The 15,098-nt window shown below is 49.7% G+C and carries 15 protein-coding genes and 1 riboswitch; of the genes, 7 read left to right on the top strand and 8 right to left on the bottom strand.

Annotation, left to right across the window (positions count from 1 at the left end; translation table 11 throughout):
• A partial coding sequence (locus AAAU26_RS13575; RefSeq protein WP_349181105.1) for a hypothetical protein occupies positions 1 to 231 on the top strand: 231 nt, incomplete at its 5' end.
• Here AAAU26_RS13575 and AAAU26_RS13570 read toward each other — a convergent pair.
• The 8 genes from AAAU26_RS13570 to AAAU26_RS13535 all read right to left on the bottom strand — a co-directional run bounded on the left by AAAU26_RS13570 (position 206) and on the right by AAAU26_RS13535 (position 7,487).
• Positions 206 to 1,804, bottom strand: a complete 1,599-nt coding sequence (locus AAAU26_RS13570; protein WP_227619153.1) for a recombinase family protein — start codon at positions 1,802 to 1,804, stop codon at positions 206 to 208. The genes AAAU26_RS13575 and AAAU26_RS13570 overlap by 26 nt on opposite strands.
• A gap of 138 nt (positions 1,805 to 1,942) precedes the next feature.
• Positions 1,943 to 2,128 (bottom strand): hypothetical protein, encoded by a 186-nt coding sequence (locus tag AAAU26_RS13565; protein WP_015565653.1) that lies wholly within the window; start codon positions 2,126 to 2,128, stop codon positions 1,943 to 1,945.
• Positions 2,129 to 2,235: 107 nt separating this feature from the next.
• On the bottom strand, positions 2,236 to 3,054 hold the full coding sequence (locus AAAU26_RS13560; protein WP_015565652.1) for a DUF6551 family protein: 819 nt from the start codon (positions 3,052 to 3,054) through the stop codon (positions 2,236 to 2,238).
• Complete coding sequence (locus AAAU26_RS13555; protein WP_176934468.1) at positions 3,045 to 3,722, bottom strand: type II toxin-antitoxin system PemK/MazF family toxin; 678 nt, start codon at positions 3,720 to 3,722, stop codon at positions 3,045 to 3,047. Before AAAU26_RS13555 ends, AAAU26_RS13560 begins: the two co-directional genes overlap by 10 nt.
• A gap of 134 nt (positions 3,723 to 3,856) precedes the next feature.
• Positions 3,857 to 4,084, bottom strand: a complete 228-nt coding sequence (locus AAAU26_RS13550) for a hypothetical protein (protein WP_227619152.1) — start codon at positions 4,082 to 4,084, stop codon at positions 3,857 to 3,859.
• Positions 4,085 to 4,530: 446 nt separating this feature from the next.
• Positions 4,531 to 5,013: a sigma-70 family RNA polymerase sigma factor gene (locus AAAU26_RS13545; RefSeq protein ID WP_015565650.1), complete on the bottom strand. Its 483-nt coding sequence runs from the start codon at positions 5,011 to 5,013 to the stop codon at positions 4,531 to 4,533.
• A gap of 528 nt (positions 5,014 to 5,541) precedes the next feature.
• A complete protein-coding gene (locus AAAU26_RS13540) occupies positions 5,542 to 6,864 on the bottom strand; it encodes an AfsR/SARP family transcriptional regulator (protein ID WP_015565649.1) in 1,323 nt (440 codons plus the stop codon).
• A gap of 207 nt (positions 6,865 to 7,071) precedes the next feature.
• Positions 7,072 to 7,163, bottom strand: a riboswitch (cyclic di-GMP riboswitch).
• A 12-nt stretch (positions 7,164 to 7,175) separates the two neighbouring features.
• A complete protein-coding gene (locus AAAU26_RS13535; protein ID WP_117529631.1) occupies positions 7,176 to 7,487 on the bottom strand; it encodes a helix-turn-helix domain-containing protein in 312 nt (103 codons plus the stop codon).
• A gap of 359 nt (positions 7,488 to 7,846) precedes the next feature.
• Here AAAU26_RS13535 and AAAU26_RS13530 point away from each other — a divergent pair, with 359 nt between their 5' ends.
• The 6 genes from AAAU26_RS13530 (at position 7,847) to AAAU26_RS13505 (ending at position 15,087) form a co-directional block, all read left to right on the top strand.
• Entirely contained in the window at positions 7,847 to 8,983 is a 1,137-nt protein-coding gene (locus AAAU26_RS13530) for a tyrosine-type recombinase/integrase (RefSeq protein ID WP_181969038.1), read from the top strand.
• Between the two features lie 209 nt (positions 8,984 to 9,192).
• Positions 9,193 to 9,768, top strand: coding sequence for an FHA domain-containing protein (locus AAAU26_RS13525; protein ID WP_015565647.1), 576 nt, complete (start codon positions 9,193 to 9,195; stop codon positions 9,766 to 9,768).
• 22 nt (positions 9,769 to 9,790) lie between these two features.
• Positions 9,791 to 11,041: a DUF975 family protein gene (locus AAAU26_RS13520; RefSeq protein ID WP_227619151.1), complete on the top strand. Its 1,251-nt coding sequence runs from the start codon at positions 9,791 to 9,793 to the stop codon at positions 11,039 to 11,041.
• A 10-nt stretch (positions 11,042 to 11,051) separates the two neighbouring features.
• Complete coding sequence (locus tag AAAU26_RS13515) at positions 11,052 to 11,894, top strand: DUF4234 domain-containing protein (RefSeq protein WP_015565645.1); 843 nt, start codon at positions 11,052 to 11,054, stop codon at positions 11,892 to 11,894.
• Positions 11,884 to 12,906, top strand: a complete 1,023-nt coding sequence (locus tag AAAU26_RS13510; RefSeq protein WP_015565644.1) for a tetratricopeptide repeat protein — start codon at positions 11,884 to 11,886, stop codon at positions 12,904 to 12,906. The genes AAAU26_RS13515 and AAAU26_RS13510 overlap by 11 nt, the downstream gene beginning before the upstream one ends.
• Positions 12,907 to 12,927: 21 nt before the next feature.
• A complete protein-coding gene (locus AAAU26_RS13505) occupies positions 12,928 to 15,087 on the top strand; it encodes a serine/threonine-protein kinase (RefSeq protein ID WP_015565643.1) in 2,160 nt (719 codons plus the stop codon).
• Positions 15,088 to 15,098: the final 11 nt, after the last annotated feature.

Genomic DNA, 15,098 nt, shown 5'->3' with positions numbered 1-15,098 from the left:
CGGTTCGATCCCGCTATTCTCCACCAAAAAAGCACTGTACTTCGTAGGAAGTATGGTGCTTTTCTTTTTGCTTTCTTGGAGGTCACACTGAAAATCAGCCAAATGCCTGATTTTGCAGGCGTATGGACGGCAACCCCCAATTCTTGCTGTTTCGTTGTTTTTGAAAATGCTTGTTCGATGCCCGACTGTTTTGCAGGCGGACGTATCACTCCCCCTCAATGTAAGGAGTGAGATCGAAGTTGAACGAGATGTTGATCTGGTATCCGCGATATACGTCTACCCTGCGGATGAGCTGGTTGACGATCATCTTCTTCGCTTCAAAATTTGCACTGTCGTACAGGTCAGCATAAGAAATCAGTTCATCATACAGCCGCGACACTTTATCCATCAGCTCAGCCGTTTTCTCCAGTTCTTCACTGGCCGCTTTGCAAAGGTTTTCCAGCTCCGTGAGTTTCTCTTCCTGCGCTGTAATCATTTCGGCAAGGGTTTCTCTCGGTAACACGCTTTCACCTTTGATGCAAGCTAAAACCTCGGTTTTCAGTGCGAACAGGTCTTTTTCTGCCTTGTTCCGCTGTGTCTGAAGGTCTTGCAGATGATTCTTGCGTTCCGCATTCTCTTTTTCATAGCGTTTTGTAACGATCTGCTCTTTGGGGATACCCCTCATCTTGGAGAAAATCTGGCGGACAGCTTTATCAATGATCTCATCCAGAATGTGGACGGTATATCCCGTCTGCCCGGTGCAGTTGGTCTGCTTGCGGAGCTTTCCGTAACAGGTATAGCGAATACGCAGCGTATCGTCTAACGATCCATCTGCCATTTTTCGCCATTTACGGCTGCTGGTCAGTTCCAGCTTTGCACCGCAGTGTCCGCAGTAAGCGTTGCCGGCAAGCAGCGACTTCCCATGGATGTTCAAAGGAAGACGATTTTCGGCTTCCGCAGTTGAGCGCACAGAGCGTTCATTCCGAATGCGCTGTGCGTTTTCAAACTGTTCCTGCGGGACAATCTGCAAATCCGGCATCAATTCTGACCGTGCATCCCCACAGCGGAGAACGCCGGTGTAGGTCAGGTTTTGTACCATCCCCCGAATACTGGATGGGTGCCAGCACTTTCCAGACCTTGCGCGATAGCCAGAATTGTTCAGATAGGTAGCAATGTGCTGCGGGCCGTAGCCCTCATACACATATTTGTCAAAGACAATCCGCACTACGGCAGCTTCCTGCTCGTTGATGTGCAGTTCGTACAGTTCATGCTTGCGCTTGTTGATACGCCCACTCCGTACAAGGTCATAGCCATAAGGCGCATTTCCGCCCTTGAAGTGACCTTCTTCTACAAGCTGGCGCAGACTGGTGCGGGTACGGACGGAAGTCTTTTCGCTTTCTCCGTCCGCCTGCCAGAATCGGATGTAGTTCAGCAGTTTGTCAGTGTGGTTGTCGAAACGCTGCTCACCCTCTTGGGTACTCCATACCCGGATGCCGTTCCGTACAAACCATTCCACAACAAAGGGCGTTTCATCTGCGATACGACCGATACGGTCGAACATGAATACCAGCAGGATATCGAACTTGCCCTTTCGGGCATAGTCCTTGATGATCTGGAGCTTGTCGCGGGCGGCGGCCCGGACTTTGTGGCCGGACACGCCTTCTTCCTGTTCTTCATGGACGATGACCCAGCCCTTCGATTCAGCGAATTTATGGCAAGCCTTTCGCTGCATGGGCAGGTCTGCTTCATGGTTGGAGTTGAAATCCACCTGCTTATCGGTGGAAACGCGGTACAAGCAGCACACGCGATTGTTATTTCTTGTCATTGTAAATTCCTCACTTTCATCATAAAAGTGGGGATAGGCTTTATTTCGTTGTCAAAGAACGTCCGGCAATGGCTCGGTTTGTAATATCGCCCGTTACCGCACTCAGTATAGCGTTTGATTCTGCATTCGTCCATGATGTCAACCTACCTTCTTCGTATAGCTGGTGGCAAGCAGGATGTTCCGAATGCGCTCAAACGCTTCCGGGTTGGGTTCCTTGGAAAAGCTAAAAACGACAGGATAACCGTTGATTACATGATATTGCCGGTCGGCATCACGGTCAGCCGCAGGAAGGTTCTCTGCGACCTGTGAAAATTTATCGATCATAAGATTGTAACTCCTATTATGAATAAATGCTGTTGTCTTAATATGTAACAATGGGCATCTGCGTTGTGCGGATGCCCATTGTCTTTAAGGAGAGATTCCTGTAAATGTCAGAACTTCATCGGCAGCGCATCCTTACGGGATTTGCCGTTGTACGCCGCATAGATGGGGAAAACGTATTTCTTCCATCCGGGCAGCTTTGCCGGGTTGTCCATCCCGGTGCGGTAGATTTCCATGGGATGGACGCTGCGCAGGGCACGGATCAGCCGTTCCTCGTTGAACTCACCGTGATACACTTCCACGAAGTACATCACACCCTTCAGGACTGCGGCACGGAAGGAATCGGGTTTGCCCTCCCATGCGTCCACAATCAGCCGCAGAGCCTCGCAGTAGATTTTCTCGCCCATCTGGTTGTACAGCTTGAGTGCAGTGCCTACGCAGCTGATGCGGTAGTCGCTCAACTGCAAGCTGTCATAGTTGAAGTCCAGACCCACCCGGTTGGTGGCTGCGAGGAATGCCATGGAAAGAGCATCCTCGCCCACGACCTTGGCACGGAGCTTGATGCCCGCCGTCAGCGGTGCAGCGTGACCGTTCTGCTCTGCGAAGAACAGGGCTTCCTGCTGCATCGTCAGACCCGTATACACCTTGCAGAGAATCGGGAGGTCTTTGCCACCGTTGCGCAGGATACGCGCTTCAATGGTGTGCTGGCCGTCCGTCACATAATACCGGCCATTGCGGAAGCTGATTTTCGGTTCGTTCGCCGTATATTCATTGAAGTCTCTTGCAATCAGCTCAACGCGCTTACGCTGGATGCCCCGCTGATAAAGCTCGCGCGGGTAGATTAGCTTGCTGCTGTGAATGACCACCATCTGATAAGGAGTGGCCACATTGAAAGATGCGGAAAAGTTGTTGGTGTTGCTCAGTCGCATTGCATTTCCTCCCGGATTCTCCAGATGTATTTTTCGGCTTCTGCTAAAATCTCACTGACCTGCTGCTTACGCTTCGGGATGGTGAGCAGGCTGGGATTAAAGGTAAAGCTGTATTCGAGCCGCTGTATCATGGCATGAACAGCGGATTGCAGCTCGGTGTACAGCATCATTTCCTCCACGCTCCCTGCGTCCTCAAAGGACGATTGAATGGGTGTGTAGGGATAGACAGGCGGCTTGCCATCCACTACTTCCGGCGGCGCATACGCTGCCGTGGAGCGGATGATGGGCTTGAGCTTCCGAATGCTGCCCAGTGGGTTTAAGGCAAGACTGTTCTTCAAGGCATAATCGAGCCGCTGCATATCTTCCGGGGCGAGATGCCCTAAGTATTTCAAAATGCGGCTTTTGTCGATGGTGAAGATCTGTTCTGCCAGAGCCATAGAGGACATAGACAGCCCTTCGTTTTCCAATAAGCAGTGTGTCGGCTGAGTTACTTTCTTTTCCGTATTGCTTGTCAGAGGGACAACAATGAGGGTCGGTGCGTAGGTATTGCCCACATCATTCTGAATGATGACCGCAGGGCGGTCGCCGTGCTGTTCCGAGCCGGTACTTGTGTTTCCGAATTGGACGTAGTAAATGTCTCCGCGCCGGAACTTCCAGTTTTGCTGCAAATGTTTACCTCCATGTTTTGTTATGTACAAAGCCCGCTGCTTTTTCTTGGCAGCGGGCTTCGTTCAATTTATGGTGGCATTCATTTTAATGGGGTGTGTTATCACCTCCCCGGTGACAAAGTGCAGTGCCGGACTTACCGGTGCATAACAACATAGTCATGCCCACGGTTGGTCTGGCAGACCGTGCAGGTGTCCATGCTCTTGTCAGGGCTGGGCACGAGCGTAATTTTGAAAGCCTTAGCTTCCACGAAGTGCCGGAGGCAGGTCGCGCAGAGGGTTCGGATGGATTTGACCATTTCCGGGGTCAGCTCCATTTCCTCGTAAATCTCCTGCTCCCGCACGGTAGGATTCAATTCAACCATAGAGATGTCCTCCTATGTCGGGTAGTTGTTTTGCGGATAGATATGGATAAGTAAAAGTAACAGGAGTTGTCGGAGACCGAAAACGGCATCCGACCGCTCCTGCTTTATTGCAAACCAACGTGTTATTCGTTGGGGAATCGTGTTGGGATTGCAAATCACTGCTCTGCCGATTTGGCAGTGCGATGAAAATATGAATAAAGTTCTCTCATATTCGCCCTCGGCTCCCTGAGAGTGGGGAATCATCTGGCGGCGGGCTTGTACCGCTCCATTGGCATCTCAACCACCCCGTCTACTTTCTGACCGGGCCGCGAATTACGGAAGTATCATTGTTCTGAGTACCAGACGACTGAACTATTCAGCTTTCAAGGTCCGTGAGTGTGGGTATATCACCAGCGGCGAGAGCCGTCTGGGAAATTGTCCCCTCACTTACTAGCTCACGAGAAAGCTCAATCCATAGCATCAAATTCAAAGTTTTTCAAAAATTTAGTGATTCGTTTGATTTTGATGCTAATTGTAGGCTGAGAGCAGCGTAAAACTTTAGAAATTTCAGTAACAGTGTAGCCGTCATAGGCATATAAGGTCAGAATTTTCAAATCCTCCTCTTTCAATTTCTCAAGGGCAGAGAGCAAGCGTTCATCTTCAATTTCGCCAATCCATGTAAAACGACTTTTGGTCTCCCTGTATGTGTCGGCCATCAAAATAGCTTCTTCATAGCGGTCGTTACTATGGGTGTCCTCCGTGTCTGCATCATTAAAGGCGAGGTCTTTTGAATGTCGATAGTACCGCTGTTCGGAGTTGACAACTTGAACATCAAAGTTGTACATCTCTTGAATTGCTTCCTCTGACATTCCTGCTTCCCGGTACTGGATACGCAGTTTCTTCCACTTGTTTTCCAGACGTACATGCTCAAAACCATTGTTAAATCCCATGTTAAACCTCCAAATTTTCGATAAAGCGTAAAAAGTTGAAAATTTGGAGATTCTAGGGATACTTTGCGGCCAGTTCCAGCCACGAAAAGAGGGCAAAAAGAAACATGAAATGTCCTTTCCACTGGATGCGGAGGATGAGGACACTTCACTGTTGGACAGGGCACTGGCTTTTCTTTGGGCGCAAAAAAGAGACGCATTAAAGAAAAGGGTACAAACACTGTTTTCCATCCGCGGATGGAAAGCAATATGAGTATCCTCAGCCTTTAATGCATCTCAGGCTTTCGATATATTTTTCTTCGTTACAGGTCAAAAGCGGTTTATCCGGCTAAAAAAAGGACAAAAAAATAAAACCCTCGCGGCCAGACAACAAGGCTTTGACTTGCCTTGTTATCATAGCACACGAGGGTCTTATAGAAGTCACATGACGGTCTTATGAAAGTCACATGGAACGATTTTAGAAAAAATAAGGTCACACAGAAGTTGTATGAAGGTCACACGAAAGTCGCATGACGCAACTACGTTATTTTATCATTCGAGTGAGTTGAGTAGTTTCTGGTATTCATCTTCGGGCAGCTTTTGCTTCGCAGCCGCAAGCTCGCCCGCTGCCATCTCGTCCATGTGCTGCTTCTGGTACGAGCGAATAAGCCAATAGTAGGCTTTTGTGTTTTCCGGCGCGATGGTCAGGGCCAGTGCAGCATCCCGATGAAGCAGATCGTATGCGTGGAAGTCCATCAATTGCTTCAGCAGTTCATTAACTGTACTCATAAATGCGAGGTGGTATCGGTTTGCGTAGTGAACCAGCCAATGTTCGCCATTGGCAGCAGAAAGAAGTTTGCCCTGATACAATGATGCCGCTTTTTCGAGCAATCTCACCTTATTTATAGCAGAAGTGGCTTTTGCGGCTGCAATGCACAACTCATCGAACCGCTGAAAATCGGTCGTGATATGGAGGTCGGGGTTGAATTGGTAGCCAGACGGCGTGGAGAGAATCAGCTGCTCATCCGAGATAATGCTGAATGCTTGCCGCAGCCGGTAAACGAGCTGTTTGACCTTTTTTCCGGGTTCGTCCTTATCCTCCAGTTCTTCTGGCCAGATTTCCTGTACGATTTCCAACGATGAAAGGGCTTTCTTATTGGAAAGCAGCATAAAGGTCAGCAGACGGCTGATTTTAGGAGATTTCAGGTCAGACTCCGGCAGGACACCGTGGGAAGTGTGGATTTTCAATTCTCCGAACAAGCTGATGAAGACATCATGGCTGCTCTTGATATTTTCTGGCGAGAATGCCATGCTCAGACTGTCAGCCATTCGCTTATCGTTGTATGCCGCCAGTAACACATAGGCCAGAAGTTTAAGCATACTGGTCTGATGGGTGTACCGCTGAGGGTTGCGCACGGCAATCAGGGCGATTTGCCGTGGTTCCAGTGGAATCGCAAGGACGGACTTAATACCTAAGCGCTCATACAACCGGTATTCGTCCGGGTAGGTGTCCTTGACATCTTCTGCATCAGAAACGACCATCGGGGTTCCTCTGCGCACTGCCTTTACCCAGCGGTCGAGAAATTCAGACGATTCAAACTCATTTGTAAGGATAGTGGTTTTATCTTCTTGGCATTCATTGTGCCACCAGAGCGGCTTCCACAGCCCCAAATCCAGATCAACCTGAATTAGACCGCACCAGTCGGCATCATAGAATTTACAGGCCGCTTCCATGACCCGCAGAGCAACTTCCTTCGGCGGCAGATGGCGATAGTATAACTGTGTCTCCAGCTCATTCATTGTGTTCTCAAAATCAAGCGCACACTGAACGTTCTCCGTGTCAAGTTCTTCGCTCACCGAATCAGATTGCCGCATAACAGACACCTCCTGAATAAAAAGCAGCATCCGGGCATTCTTCCGCTTAATACGGTGAATCCCGGATGCTGCTATGTAAAGCTATCTCTCCACCGCATAAGCTGAAGAATGCCCCATCATTTTGCTTTTAAATAACAAAAACCGCCTGTGAGTTGAAATCTTCACAGACGGTTCTAACATGGTAGAGGGATAAAATTATCCCATTCAAAAAGCAACCAGCTGCCATGACCTCGTATATGAGATTTTAGACTCATTTGGCTTTGTTGCCCTATCTTTCGGTAGGTTTACCAAGTATTAAGTTCTTTGATAATTTACTTTTTTACGATTGTTTTTATAAAAGCCGTAAGTGCATTGATCTGCTCGGCATCGAACTGTTTTAGCTGGTCAACAAGTGCATTCATTCCATTGGAGGTTTCCTCGCCGAAATTAAAAAATTCTTGTGGAGTAATGTTGAAATATTCGCAGATGTAAAAGAAATTTGCCATCGTCGGAAAGGCAGTACCACTTTCGATTGCACGAATATAGCCGGGATTCTGCCCGATTGAGAGGCTCATGTCTCTTGCAGACACACCCTTCTGTGTGCGCAGCTCAGTAAGCCTCTTAGAAAACTGTTCTTCGTACATGGCCACCACCATCCTTCTCAACTCTATTGTAGTCGAGAGCATAGCTGAAACCGAATGATTAAATATATTATTTTTAATTGATATAATCAACTACCTGTGATAGACTAAAAGAAAATGGAAAAAATAAAAACCATGAATTTTTACATTCATGGTTTATGTTTCCTGTCGCAGAGTAGCCCACTCTGCGACAGGATGATTCAATTGAATTTTACCGCCGATTACACGGATGGTCAAGAGAAAGCAATCTGAAATTCTGAAAAAAAGAAAATAATGTCGTACTTACTCGACAATTTCAACAAATTCGATACAATCCGATTGTATGCTCCGTCAAATAAGCCGTCAACGAAAGGAAGGTTTTTGTGTCAAGAAAAGGATTGAACATTTATAAAAGGAAGGATGGCCGCTGGGAAGCACGCTACATAAAGTCGCGAAATGCGCTGGGAAAGCCCAAATATGGTTATCTGTATGCTTCCTCCTACCGCGAAGTGCGATGTGATCTACAGCACACGCTCCAGCTCCAAGGTAAACCATCCGGAAGCGAGGAAAGAACCAGAAACAGTACATTTGAACTTGTTTCCATGGAGTGGCTTGACGCCTTTTCCATTAACTTCAAGGAATCCACCTACATTCGTTATCGGACGCTAATCGAATGCTATCTCATGCCATCATTCCAGACAGTAAAAATCGAGAAGATCACAAAAGAAATGGTAAGGAAGCTTTGCAAACACCTTGAACTGCACGGAAAAAAGGATAAAACCGGTCTTTCTCCCAAGACAATCTCGGATGTGCTCTCTGTTCTGCGTCGCATTCTGAATTATGCAGGAACACTCGGTATATTCGTAGATTCGAAGGTTCTTGATATCAGGGTCAAGCAGACGCAAAAGTCGTTGCCCATTTTAAGCCTCCCAGAGCAGATGATTTTGCAGCAATATCTAGAGGAACATCCCGATGCTCTGAATCTGGGGATTCTTCTTTGTCTACTGACAGGAATACGTATCGGGGAGCTGTGTGCGTTGACGTGGGAAAAGATCTCGATTTCGGAAAGGAATATCTATATCTGTCAGACGATGCAACGTATCCAGAATCGGGTACCTGGGAGCAAAAAAACACATATCGAGATTGCATCTCCCAAAAGCAGCTCCGCTAATCGGAATATCCCAATCTCAAATTTGCTGTTCGGTTTTCTGGAGCGCTATTCCCTGAGTCACACCGGATTCTTTTTGAGCGGTTCTCCTTCGAAGTTTATCGAACCGCGGTGCATTCAGCGAAGATTTCACAAGATTTTGGATGCCTGTGGATTGGAAAAAAGGAATTTTCATGTTTTAAGGCACACTTTTGCCACACGCTGTGTGGAAGCAAAAATCGACATCAAAACTCTGAGTGAGATTTTAGGACACTCATCTGTTACCATCACAATGAATCGATATGTTCATCCTTCGTTGGAGCTGAAGCGGGAAACGATGGAACAGCTGGCAGATTTTATTTCCGTCAAATAAGCCGTCAATCCGAATTGTCAAACGAATTACCGTTGTTTTTTCGCCATTATCGCAGAGTGGGCTACTCTGCGACAGAAAATAATCCCAACAACTCACCTGTGCATTGTTGTACACCGTATAGATTCGGGTGTAAAGGGAACTTTTGATTCTACGGCAGAAATTCGTCTGCTGAGAATATAACAAACTTTTTACTTGAGGAGGACTTTATTATGAATTTGATGAAATGCCCCAACGGCCACCACTACGATGCTTCCCGGTTCAGCAGCTGCCCCTTCTGCGGCATGGAAGGTGTGAACGTTGGGCCGGATCAGACGACGGTTCCTTTGGACGTCCCGGTGTCTCAGCCGGGTCCCAGCGTAGCGACTGAACCTCTGAGCACTGCAATTCCCGATGACGATGACCGCACGCTCCCTGTAACTGCAGATATGTTGGACGGTGCTACAGAAAAGTCGGCACCAGTTGTTGGTTGGCTCGTCTGCACGGAAGGTGTGAATAAGGGAACCGACTATCGTCTGCATCAGGGCCGCAATTTTGTGGGTCGTTCTTCGGAGATGGATGTCTGCATCCTTGGCGACAACACGGTTTCCCGCAGCTCTCATGCGATTGTTGTGTATGATCCGCGTAGTAATGTGTATCTTGCGCAGCCGGGCAGCTCTAAAGAGCTGTTCTATGTGAACGATAAGCTTGTGCTCAACCCAATTGAGCTGAAGGCCATGGACCAGCTCAGCATCGGCGACACGAAACTGATGTTTGTTCCCTTGTGCAGCGAAAAATTCCACTGGTAAAACGAAATAAGGGGGAATCGTTGTGATAAATCGGGCTGGAAATAAAGAAAAGGCAAAACGTGTTCTGAATGAAAACGGAAATCTGTCCGGAGTGGTCGGCATGGAGATTCTGTATCGGGTGATTGCGGCAATCACAAGTGTCCTGCTGGGTGCGATGATCGCAGGCGGCATTGGGGTCGTGTCGGCGGTTGTGTCGGCACCGTTCAAGCTGTTTGGTCTGGCGGGAATCATCATTGCCTATGTGCTGATTACTCCGATTGCAACGCTCGTCGGTGCTATCGCCGGTGGAGCAGTTGCCGGGCCGTTTGAAGTGGCACGATACCGGTACTATCTTTCTCTGCGGAAGAATGGAATCCGACCAAAAGTCACCTGCATCTTTGATGCATTTGATTTCTTTATGCAATTTGCCATTGTTACAGGAGTGCGGATGCTGACGATCATGTGGATCCCGGTTCTGATCCAGTTTGCTACGCTGTTGCTGGCGGCTGTTGTTGCAGCGGCTTCTCGGAGTTATCTGGCGGCAATGCTGCTGGTGATGATCGGCATGATTGCAGCTCTCGTTGTTGCGGCCTATCGTTCATATCAGTTCTGGCCTATGGCTCTGGTGCAAGCGGACCATCCGCAGCTGAATGCAGAACAGGTCATGGAGCGCTGCAAGGCGATGACGGAAGGCCGTAAATTTGACCTGTTTGTCTTTGATCTCAGCTATCTCGGCTGGAATATTCTGAGCCTGCTTACCGGCGGGATTCTTTCTGTCCTGTATGTTGCACCGTACAAGATGATGGCAACTGCTTTTGTTTATGAAGAAATGAAGGGCCGCCCGGTCATGGTGGATGACATCAAACCGTCCACTGACGGCAACGGAATGACGATTGCTGTAGATCCGAAAAAATTGATGGGGATTGGCAGCACCGGTGGAAAGAAGCCGACTTCTCATATCCCGGCTGCTTCCAGAGCTGCGGGAGCAGCTCTGGAGGGGGTCGCCGGTATGTATGCGGGCTCGAGCTATCCGCTGGAGCCGAACCAGCCGGTCATTCTGGGCAGAGACCCTGCCTATGCGAAGATCGTTTTTTCTCAGGGTGCGCAGAAGATCAGCCGCCGCCACTGTGAGGTCATGTTCAACAGTCAGGTTCAGAAATATCGTGTTACCGATTTTTCCAGCAACGGCACCTACGTAAACGGAAGCCGCCTCCCTGCGAATTCTCCGGTGCTGCTGACCCGGGGAACGGAGCTTGCATTGGGCGATAACAACAATATCATCCGGCTGAGCTGAGTGATGCAGTATGCCTGAGAGACGCAGAAAAAGAACGAATCAGGATCGCGGAACAGATGAGGTGAAGCAGGATCGGAGCTTACTGTTGTATGTGCTGCTGTCTTTCGTGACGTTTTCGGTCTACCATTTTTATTTCATGGACTTGTGGGCGAAGGATGTCAACATTCTGTGCGAAAAGGATGGAAAACATACGGTGGGCGTCGAAAAAATGATGCTGTTCAGTGTCCTGACATTCGGCGTGTACAAATATGTGTGGCTTGCGGAGATCGTGGACCGCATTTGTGACAATGCGGCGGAATACGATGTGGAGGTCCGGCAGGACAGCGAAACCTTCTTTGTATGGATGATCCTGGTTCCGGTTCTTGGATATCTCGTCGCAATGTATCGAGCAATCCGGGACACGAACCGACTGGCTGAGGCATATGAGCGGAGCAGGCAAAAGCGCACGGAAGTGCACGACAACCCCAACACGAAACCTCCCCCGCCCTGTATGCGGGGGAGACTGTCTGGGTTGACCGGAAGTTTGGCGGGCAGAAGCTTTGAGCTGATACCCGGACGATCGGTGGAACTGGGTCGGAACCCAGCGGAGGTGTCGCTTATCGTAAGAGGCGAAAAAATCAGCCGGATTCACTGTACGGTTCAATATAATGGAAAGGATCTTGGGTTTAATGTTACCGACCATTCCCGGAACGGGGTATTCGTCAATGGGGTGCGTATTCCTTATAATGTGCCGACTTATGTGTCCGGGAAAAGTATTGTCGCACTGGCAGATGGTGCAAATAAGTTTCAGCTGATAGAAGCGGCGGACGAAGATGATAGGAGTCCGGCTTTAGGAGCAGACAATGAAGAGTAAAAAAATCATCGTTGCAGCACTGGTGGCAGTGGCTGCAATAGCACTGGCAGGATGCAGTCCGAGAAGCTCGATGGCAACATTATCCACCGATTCAGATTCGGAGACGGCAGAGGTCTTTTCGCTAGCCAAGGTCTTGAATCTTGGAACGAACTACTTGACCTCGCTGGATTACGATAACGCAATCTTGCAGTATATCGATATCATCCAGCACGACCCGACGAACAAGGAAGCCTATGCGGGCCTGTATGCCGCTTATGCAGCACAGGGAAAAGCCGATGAGGCAAACAAGGTCTTTGAACAGGCGCAGGAAGTGTTTGATGACGAGGCGGACTTTCTTCCAGGATTTCTGGATGATGCAAAGCTGGTCTTTGAAAGCGGTGGCGGAAACGTTCCCTTCCAAATGCTTTCGGAACACTTTTGGGATGACTTGAATTCGGTCTTTGCAAAAGACGTGGGCGAGGCGTGGATTGCGGCAGACCCGCAGAATGCCGACCCCTATGCCCTGCTGGGAGCACACTATGCGGCACTAGACGATGAAAGCGGCATTGAGAAACTGCTCCAGAATGCGGAAACAAATGGCGTCGATTTCAACACCATCGATGCCAAGATCAAAACGAACTCGGATGGAACTTGCACGCTGACGGTACAGATTAATGATTTCCTGAAGGATGAATCGGGGCAATCGGCATCTGTAAGTGTCAAGGTTGATGCGAAAGACAACGCTAAGACGGTCACCCAAAAGGTGGCCGAGAAAGCAGCGGACAGCGCAGCAAGCAAGGTCGTGGAAAAAAGCGGACTCACCGGCGAAGCGGCCGGCATCGCAAATTCGATGGCTCAGGAGGCTCTCCGAAAAGGCCTCGGCAGCGCGGGAAGCGGACAGGGAACCGAATCGTCCGGGACAGTGACGGCGCCTACCTATGACCCGTCGCAGGACAGCGGCGAAAGCGATGATTTTGACTGGTCGCAGATTCAATCGGAGTTTGATAGTCTGAAAGACGAATTTCCGTCTTAAAAGTCGTGTGGGAGGATGTGCATGAATTATAACGAAACCAGCCAATGGGCGGCGGATCTTGGGAGCGGCTACAGTGCGATCCGGCCTCTTGGCGAGGGCGGAATGGGTACGCTTTACCGTGCGCACAAAGACAGTTTGGATGTTGACGTCGTTATCAAGCGTGTGAAACAGAAGTTCAAGGGACGGATGGATGAGCGCGCGGAGGCCAACATCCTCAAGACGCTGAAGCACAAGTATCTTCCGCGCATCTATGACGTGATCGAAAGCCCGAGCGGCTATGTCTATACCATCATGGACATGATACCGGGCGAGAACATGCAAAACTACGTCAAAACACACGGTCCGGTCAGCCAGAAGCTTGCGTACCGGTGGGCCTGTCAGCTCTGTGAGGTGATTGCCTATCTTCACTCGCAGGTACCTCCGATCCTGCACTGTGATATCAAGCCCAGCAATATCATGATAACACCCGCCGGCGATATCTGCGTCATCGATTTTAACACATCGCTTGTTTTTTCAAAAGGCGTACTGGCAATTGGCGCAACGCCGGGCTATGCGGCACCGGAACAGTATACCCGTCCGGGAGCATCGCCCGATACGATCGAGACGGTTCCGCTTGAAGAAACCATGCCGCTGCGAGGATACAAAGATGCGTTCGCCTATCAGAATGTCAGATCCAACAAGGATCCGTCCGGCAGAGGTGTGAGCAATTCTGTCACAGCGGCGCAAGCAACCAATGCGGGTGGTTATGGCACTATCAGCAAGAGAACGGACGTTTATGGCATCGGTGCGACTCTATACTATGCAATCACCGGGCAGCAGCCCGGCCATTCGCTGAAGGATGTTCGGCCCATCACGAGCTATAAACTCAAATTCAGCCGTAGCTTTTTGCTCATCATCGCCAGAGCGATGATGAAAAGGCAGGAAGAACGCTTCTGCGACGCACAGGAAATGCTCCGGGCACTGCAGGATATCCACGCAATCGACGGACGCTATAAAAAGGTGGTTCATTCTCAGCGAGTTGTGGCGGCGGTCTCTCTTGTCCTTGCGGTATCAGGAACTTTGGCTATCCTGTTTGGCGTACAGCGAATCGGCGTGGAACGGTACGCCGCTTATGATGCCCTCGTGCGGAAAGGCCGGACGGCCGCCGATGAAATGCGCTTTGATGAGGCGGAGCAGGACCTGCAGCAGGCTATCGCGATTTACGATGACCAGTTGGAAGCATATGTGGAACAGGCAGTCCTTCTCTATCGGCAGGGAAAGTATCAGGAGTGCATCGATGCAGTGGAAACGACGCAGTCGCGTGAGCTGAAATATTACAGCAGACAGAGCGTGGCAAACCTGTACAACGTGGCAGCGGAGGCTTACTACGAGCTGGAAAGCTATGAATCGGCTGCGACGATGTACCAGAAAGCGATAGGATACTCTCCTGATATCCTGAGCTATTATCAGGGTGAGGCGACCGCCCTGATTCAGCTGGGCGATTATTCTGGCGCGGATGAGGTCCTTGCAGAGATGGCGAAAGCTGTCCCTGACGCCGAACAAAGCGGTGCCTATCAGGTCGTTCAAAGCGAGCTTCTGAGAAAACAGGGAGACCTGCCGGATGCGCTGGATGCCGCCCGTAAGGCAATCGGCTCGGCGGACGGCAACGACCAGCTTGCACGCGCGTACCGTCTGGCAGCATCGATCTGTGAGGATATCGGAGACTCCATGCTTTCGGAGGAAATCAATCTCCTGAATCAGGGCATTGAACAGCTCCCCGATGGATATTACAACGCGCTGGCCGGACAGCTGGCGTCCGCATATATTCGTCAGGCGGAAGCGACCGGGAATCCCGGCTATCAAAAAGATGCCTTGCGAACCTATCAGCAGCTGGAGAAAAACGGAAACACCACGCTGGAAGTCCGGCTGAATATCGCAATGTTGCAATATCAGCTACATGATTTCTCCAAAGCGATGGAGATGCTTCAGGCACTGAAAAAAGATTACCCCAAGGACTACCGGGTGTATAAATGGCTCGCCTTTGTTCAGGGCGAACTTGATTTGCAGAACGGAGCATCCTACACGAAAACGCTGGGATATTACGAAACGGCTGCTGAACTCTATCGTGCAGAGCAGGCATCTGGCGTGTATGACCCGCAGATGGATGAGCTGGACCGCATGGCACGGAACAACTGGCAGTAAAAGAGGTGGAG

It is taken from the genome of Faecalibacterium longum (assembly GCF_040094125.1).
Lineage (GTDB): Bacteria > Bacillota > Clostridia > Oscillospirales > Ruminococcaceae > Faecalibacterium > Faecalibacterium longum.
This window is presented reverse-complemented; position numbering and strand designations above follow the sequence as displayed.

Excerpts from the sequence above, each read along its gene's own strand:
- AAAU26_RS13570 (WP_227619153.1), bottom strand. The coding sequence starts at position 1,804 with ATGACAAGAAATAACAATCGCGTGTGCTGCTTGTACCGCGTTTCCACC.
- AAAU26_RS13565 (WP_015565653.1), bottom strand. The coding sequence starts at position 2,128 with ATGATCGATAAATTTTCACAGGTCGCAGAGAACCTTCCTGCGGCTGAC.
- AAAU26_RS13560 (WP_015565652.1), bottom strand. The coding sequence starts at position 3,054 with ATGCGACTGAGCAACACCAACAACTTTTCCGCATCTTTCAATGTGGCC.
- AAAU26_RS13550 (WP_227619152.1), bottom strand. The coding sequence starts at position 4,084 with ATGGTTGAATTGAATCCTACCGTGCGGGAGCAGGAGATTTACGAGGAA.
- AAAU26_RS13545 (WP_015565650.1), bottom strand. The coding sequence starts at position 5,013 with ATGGGATTTAACAATGGTTTTGAGCATGTACGTCTGGAAAACAAGTGG.
- AAAU26_RS13540 (WP_015565649.1), bottom strand. The coding sequence starts at position 6,864 with ATGCGGCAATCTGATTCGGTGAGCGAAGAACTTGACACGGAGAACGTT.
- AAAU26_RS13535 (WP_117529631.1), bottom strand. The coding sequence starts at position 7,487 with ATGTACGAAGAACAGTTTTCTAAGAGGCTTACTGAGCTGCGCACACAG.
- AAAU26_RS13525 (WP_015565647.1), top strand. The coding sequence starts at position 9,193 with ATGAATTTGATGAAATGCCCCAACGGCCACCACTACGATGCTTCCCGG.
- AAAU26_RS13515 (WP_015565645.1), top strand. The coding sequence starts at position 11,052 with ATGCCTGAGAGACGCAGAAAAAGAACGAATCAGGATCGCGGAACAGAT.
- AAAU26_RS13510 (WP_015565644.1), top strand. The coding sequence starts at position 11,884 with ATGAAGAGTAAAAAAATCATCGTTGCAGCACTGGTGGCAGTGGCTGCA.
- AAAU26_RS13505 (WP_015565643.1), top strand. The coding sequence starts at position 12,928 with ATGAATTATAACGAAACCAGCCAATGGGCGGCGGATCTTGGGAGCGGC.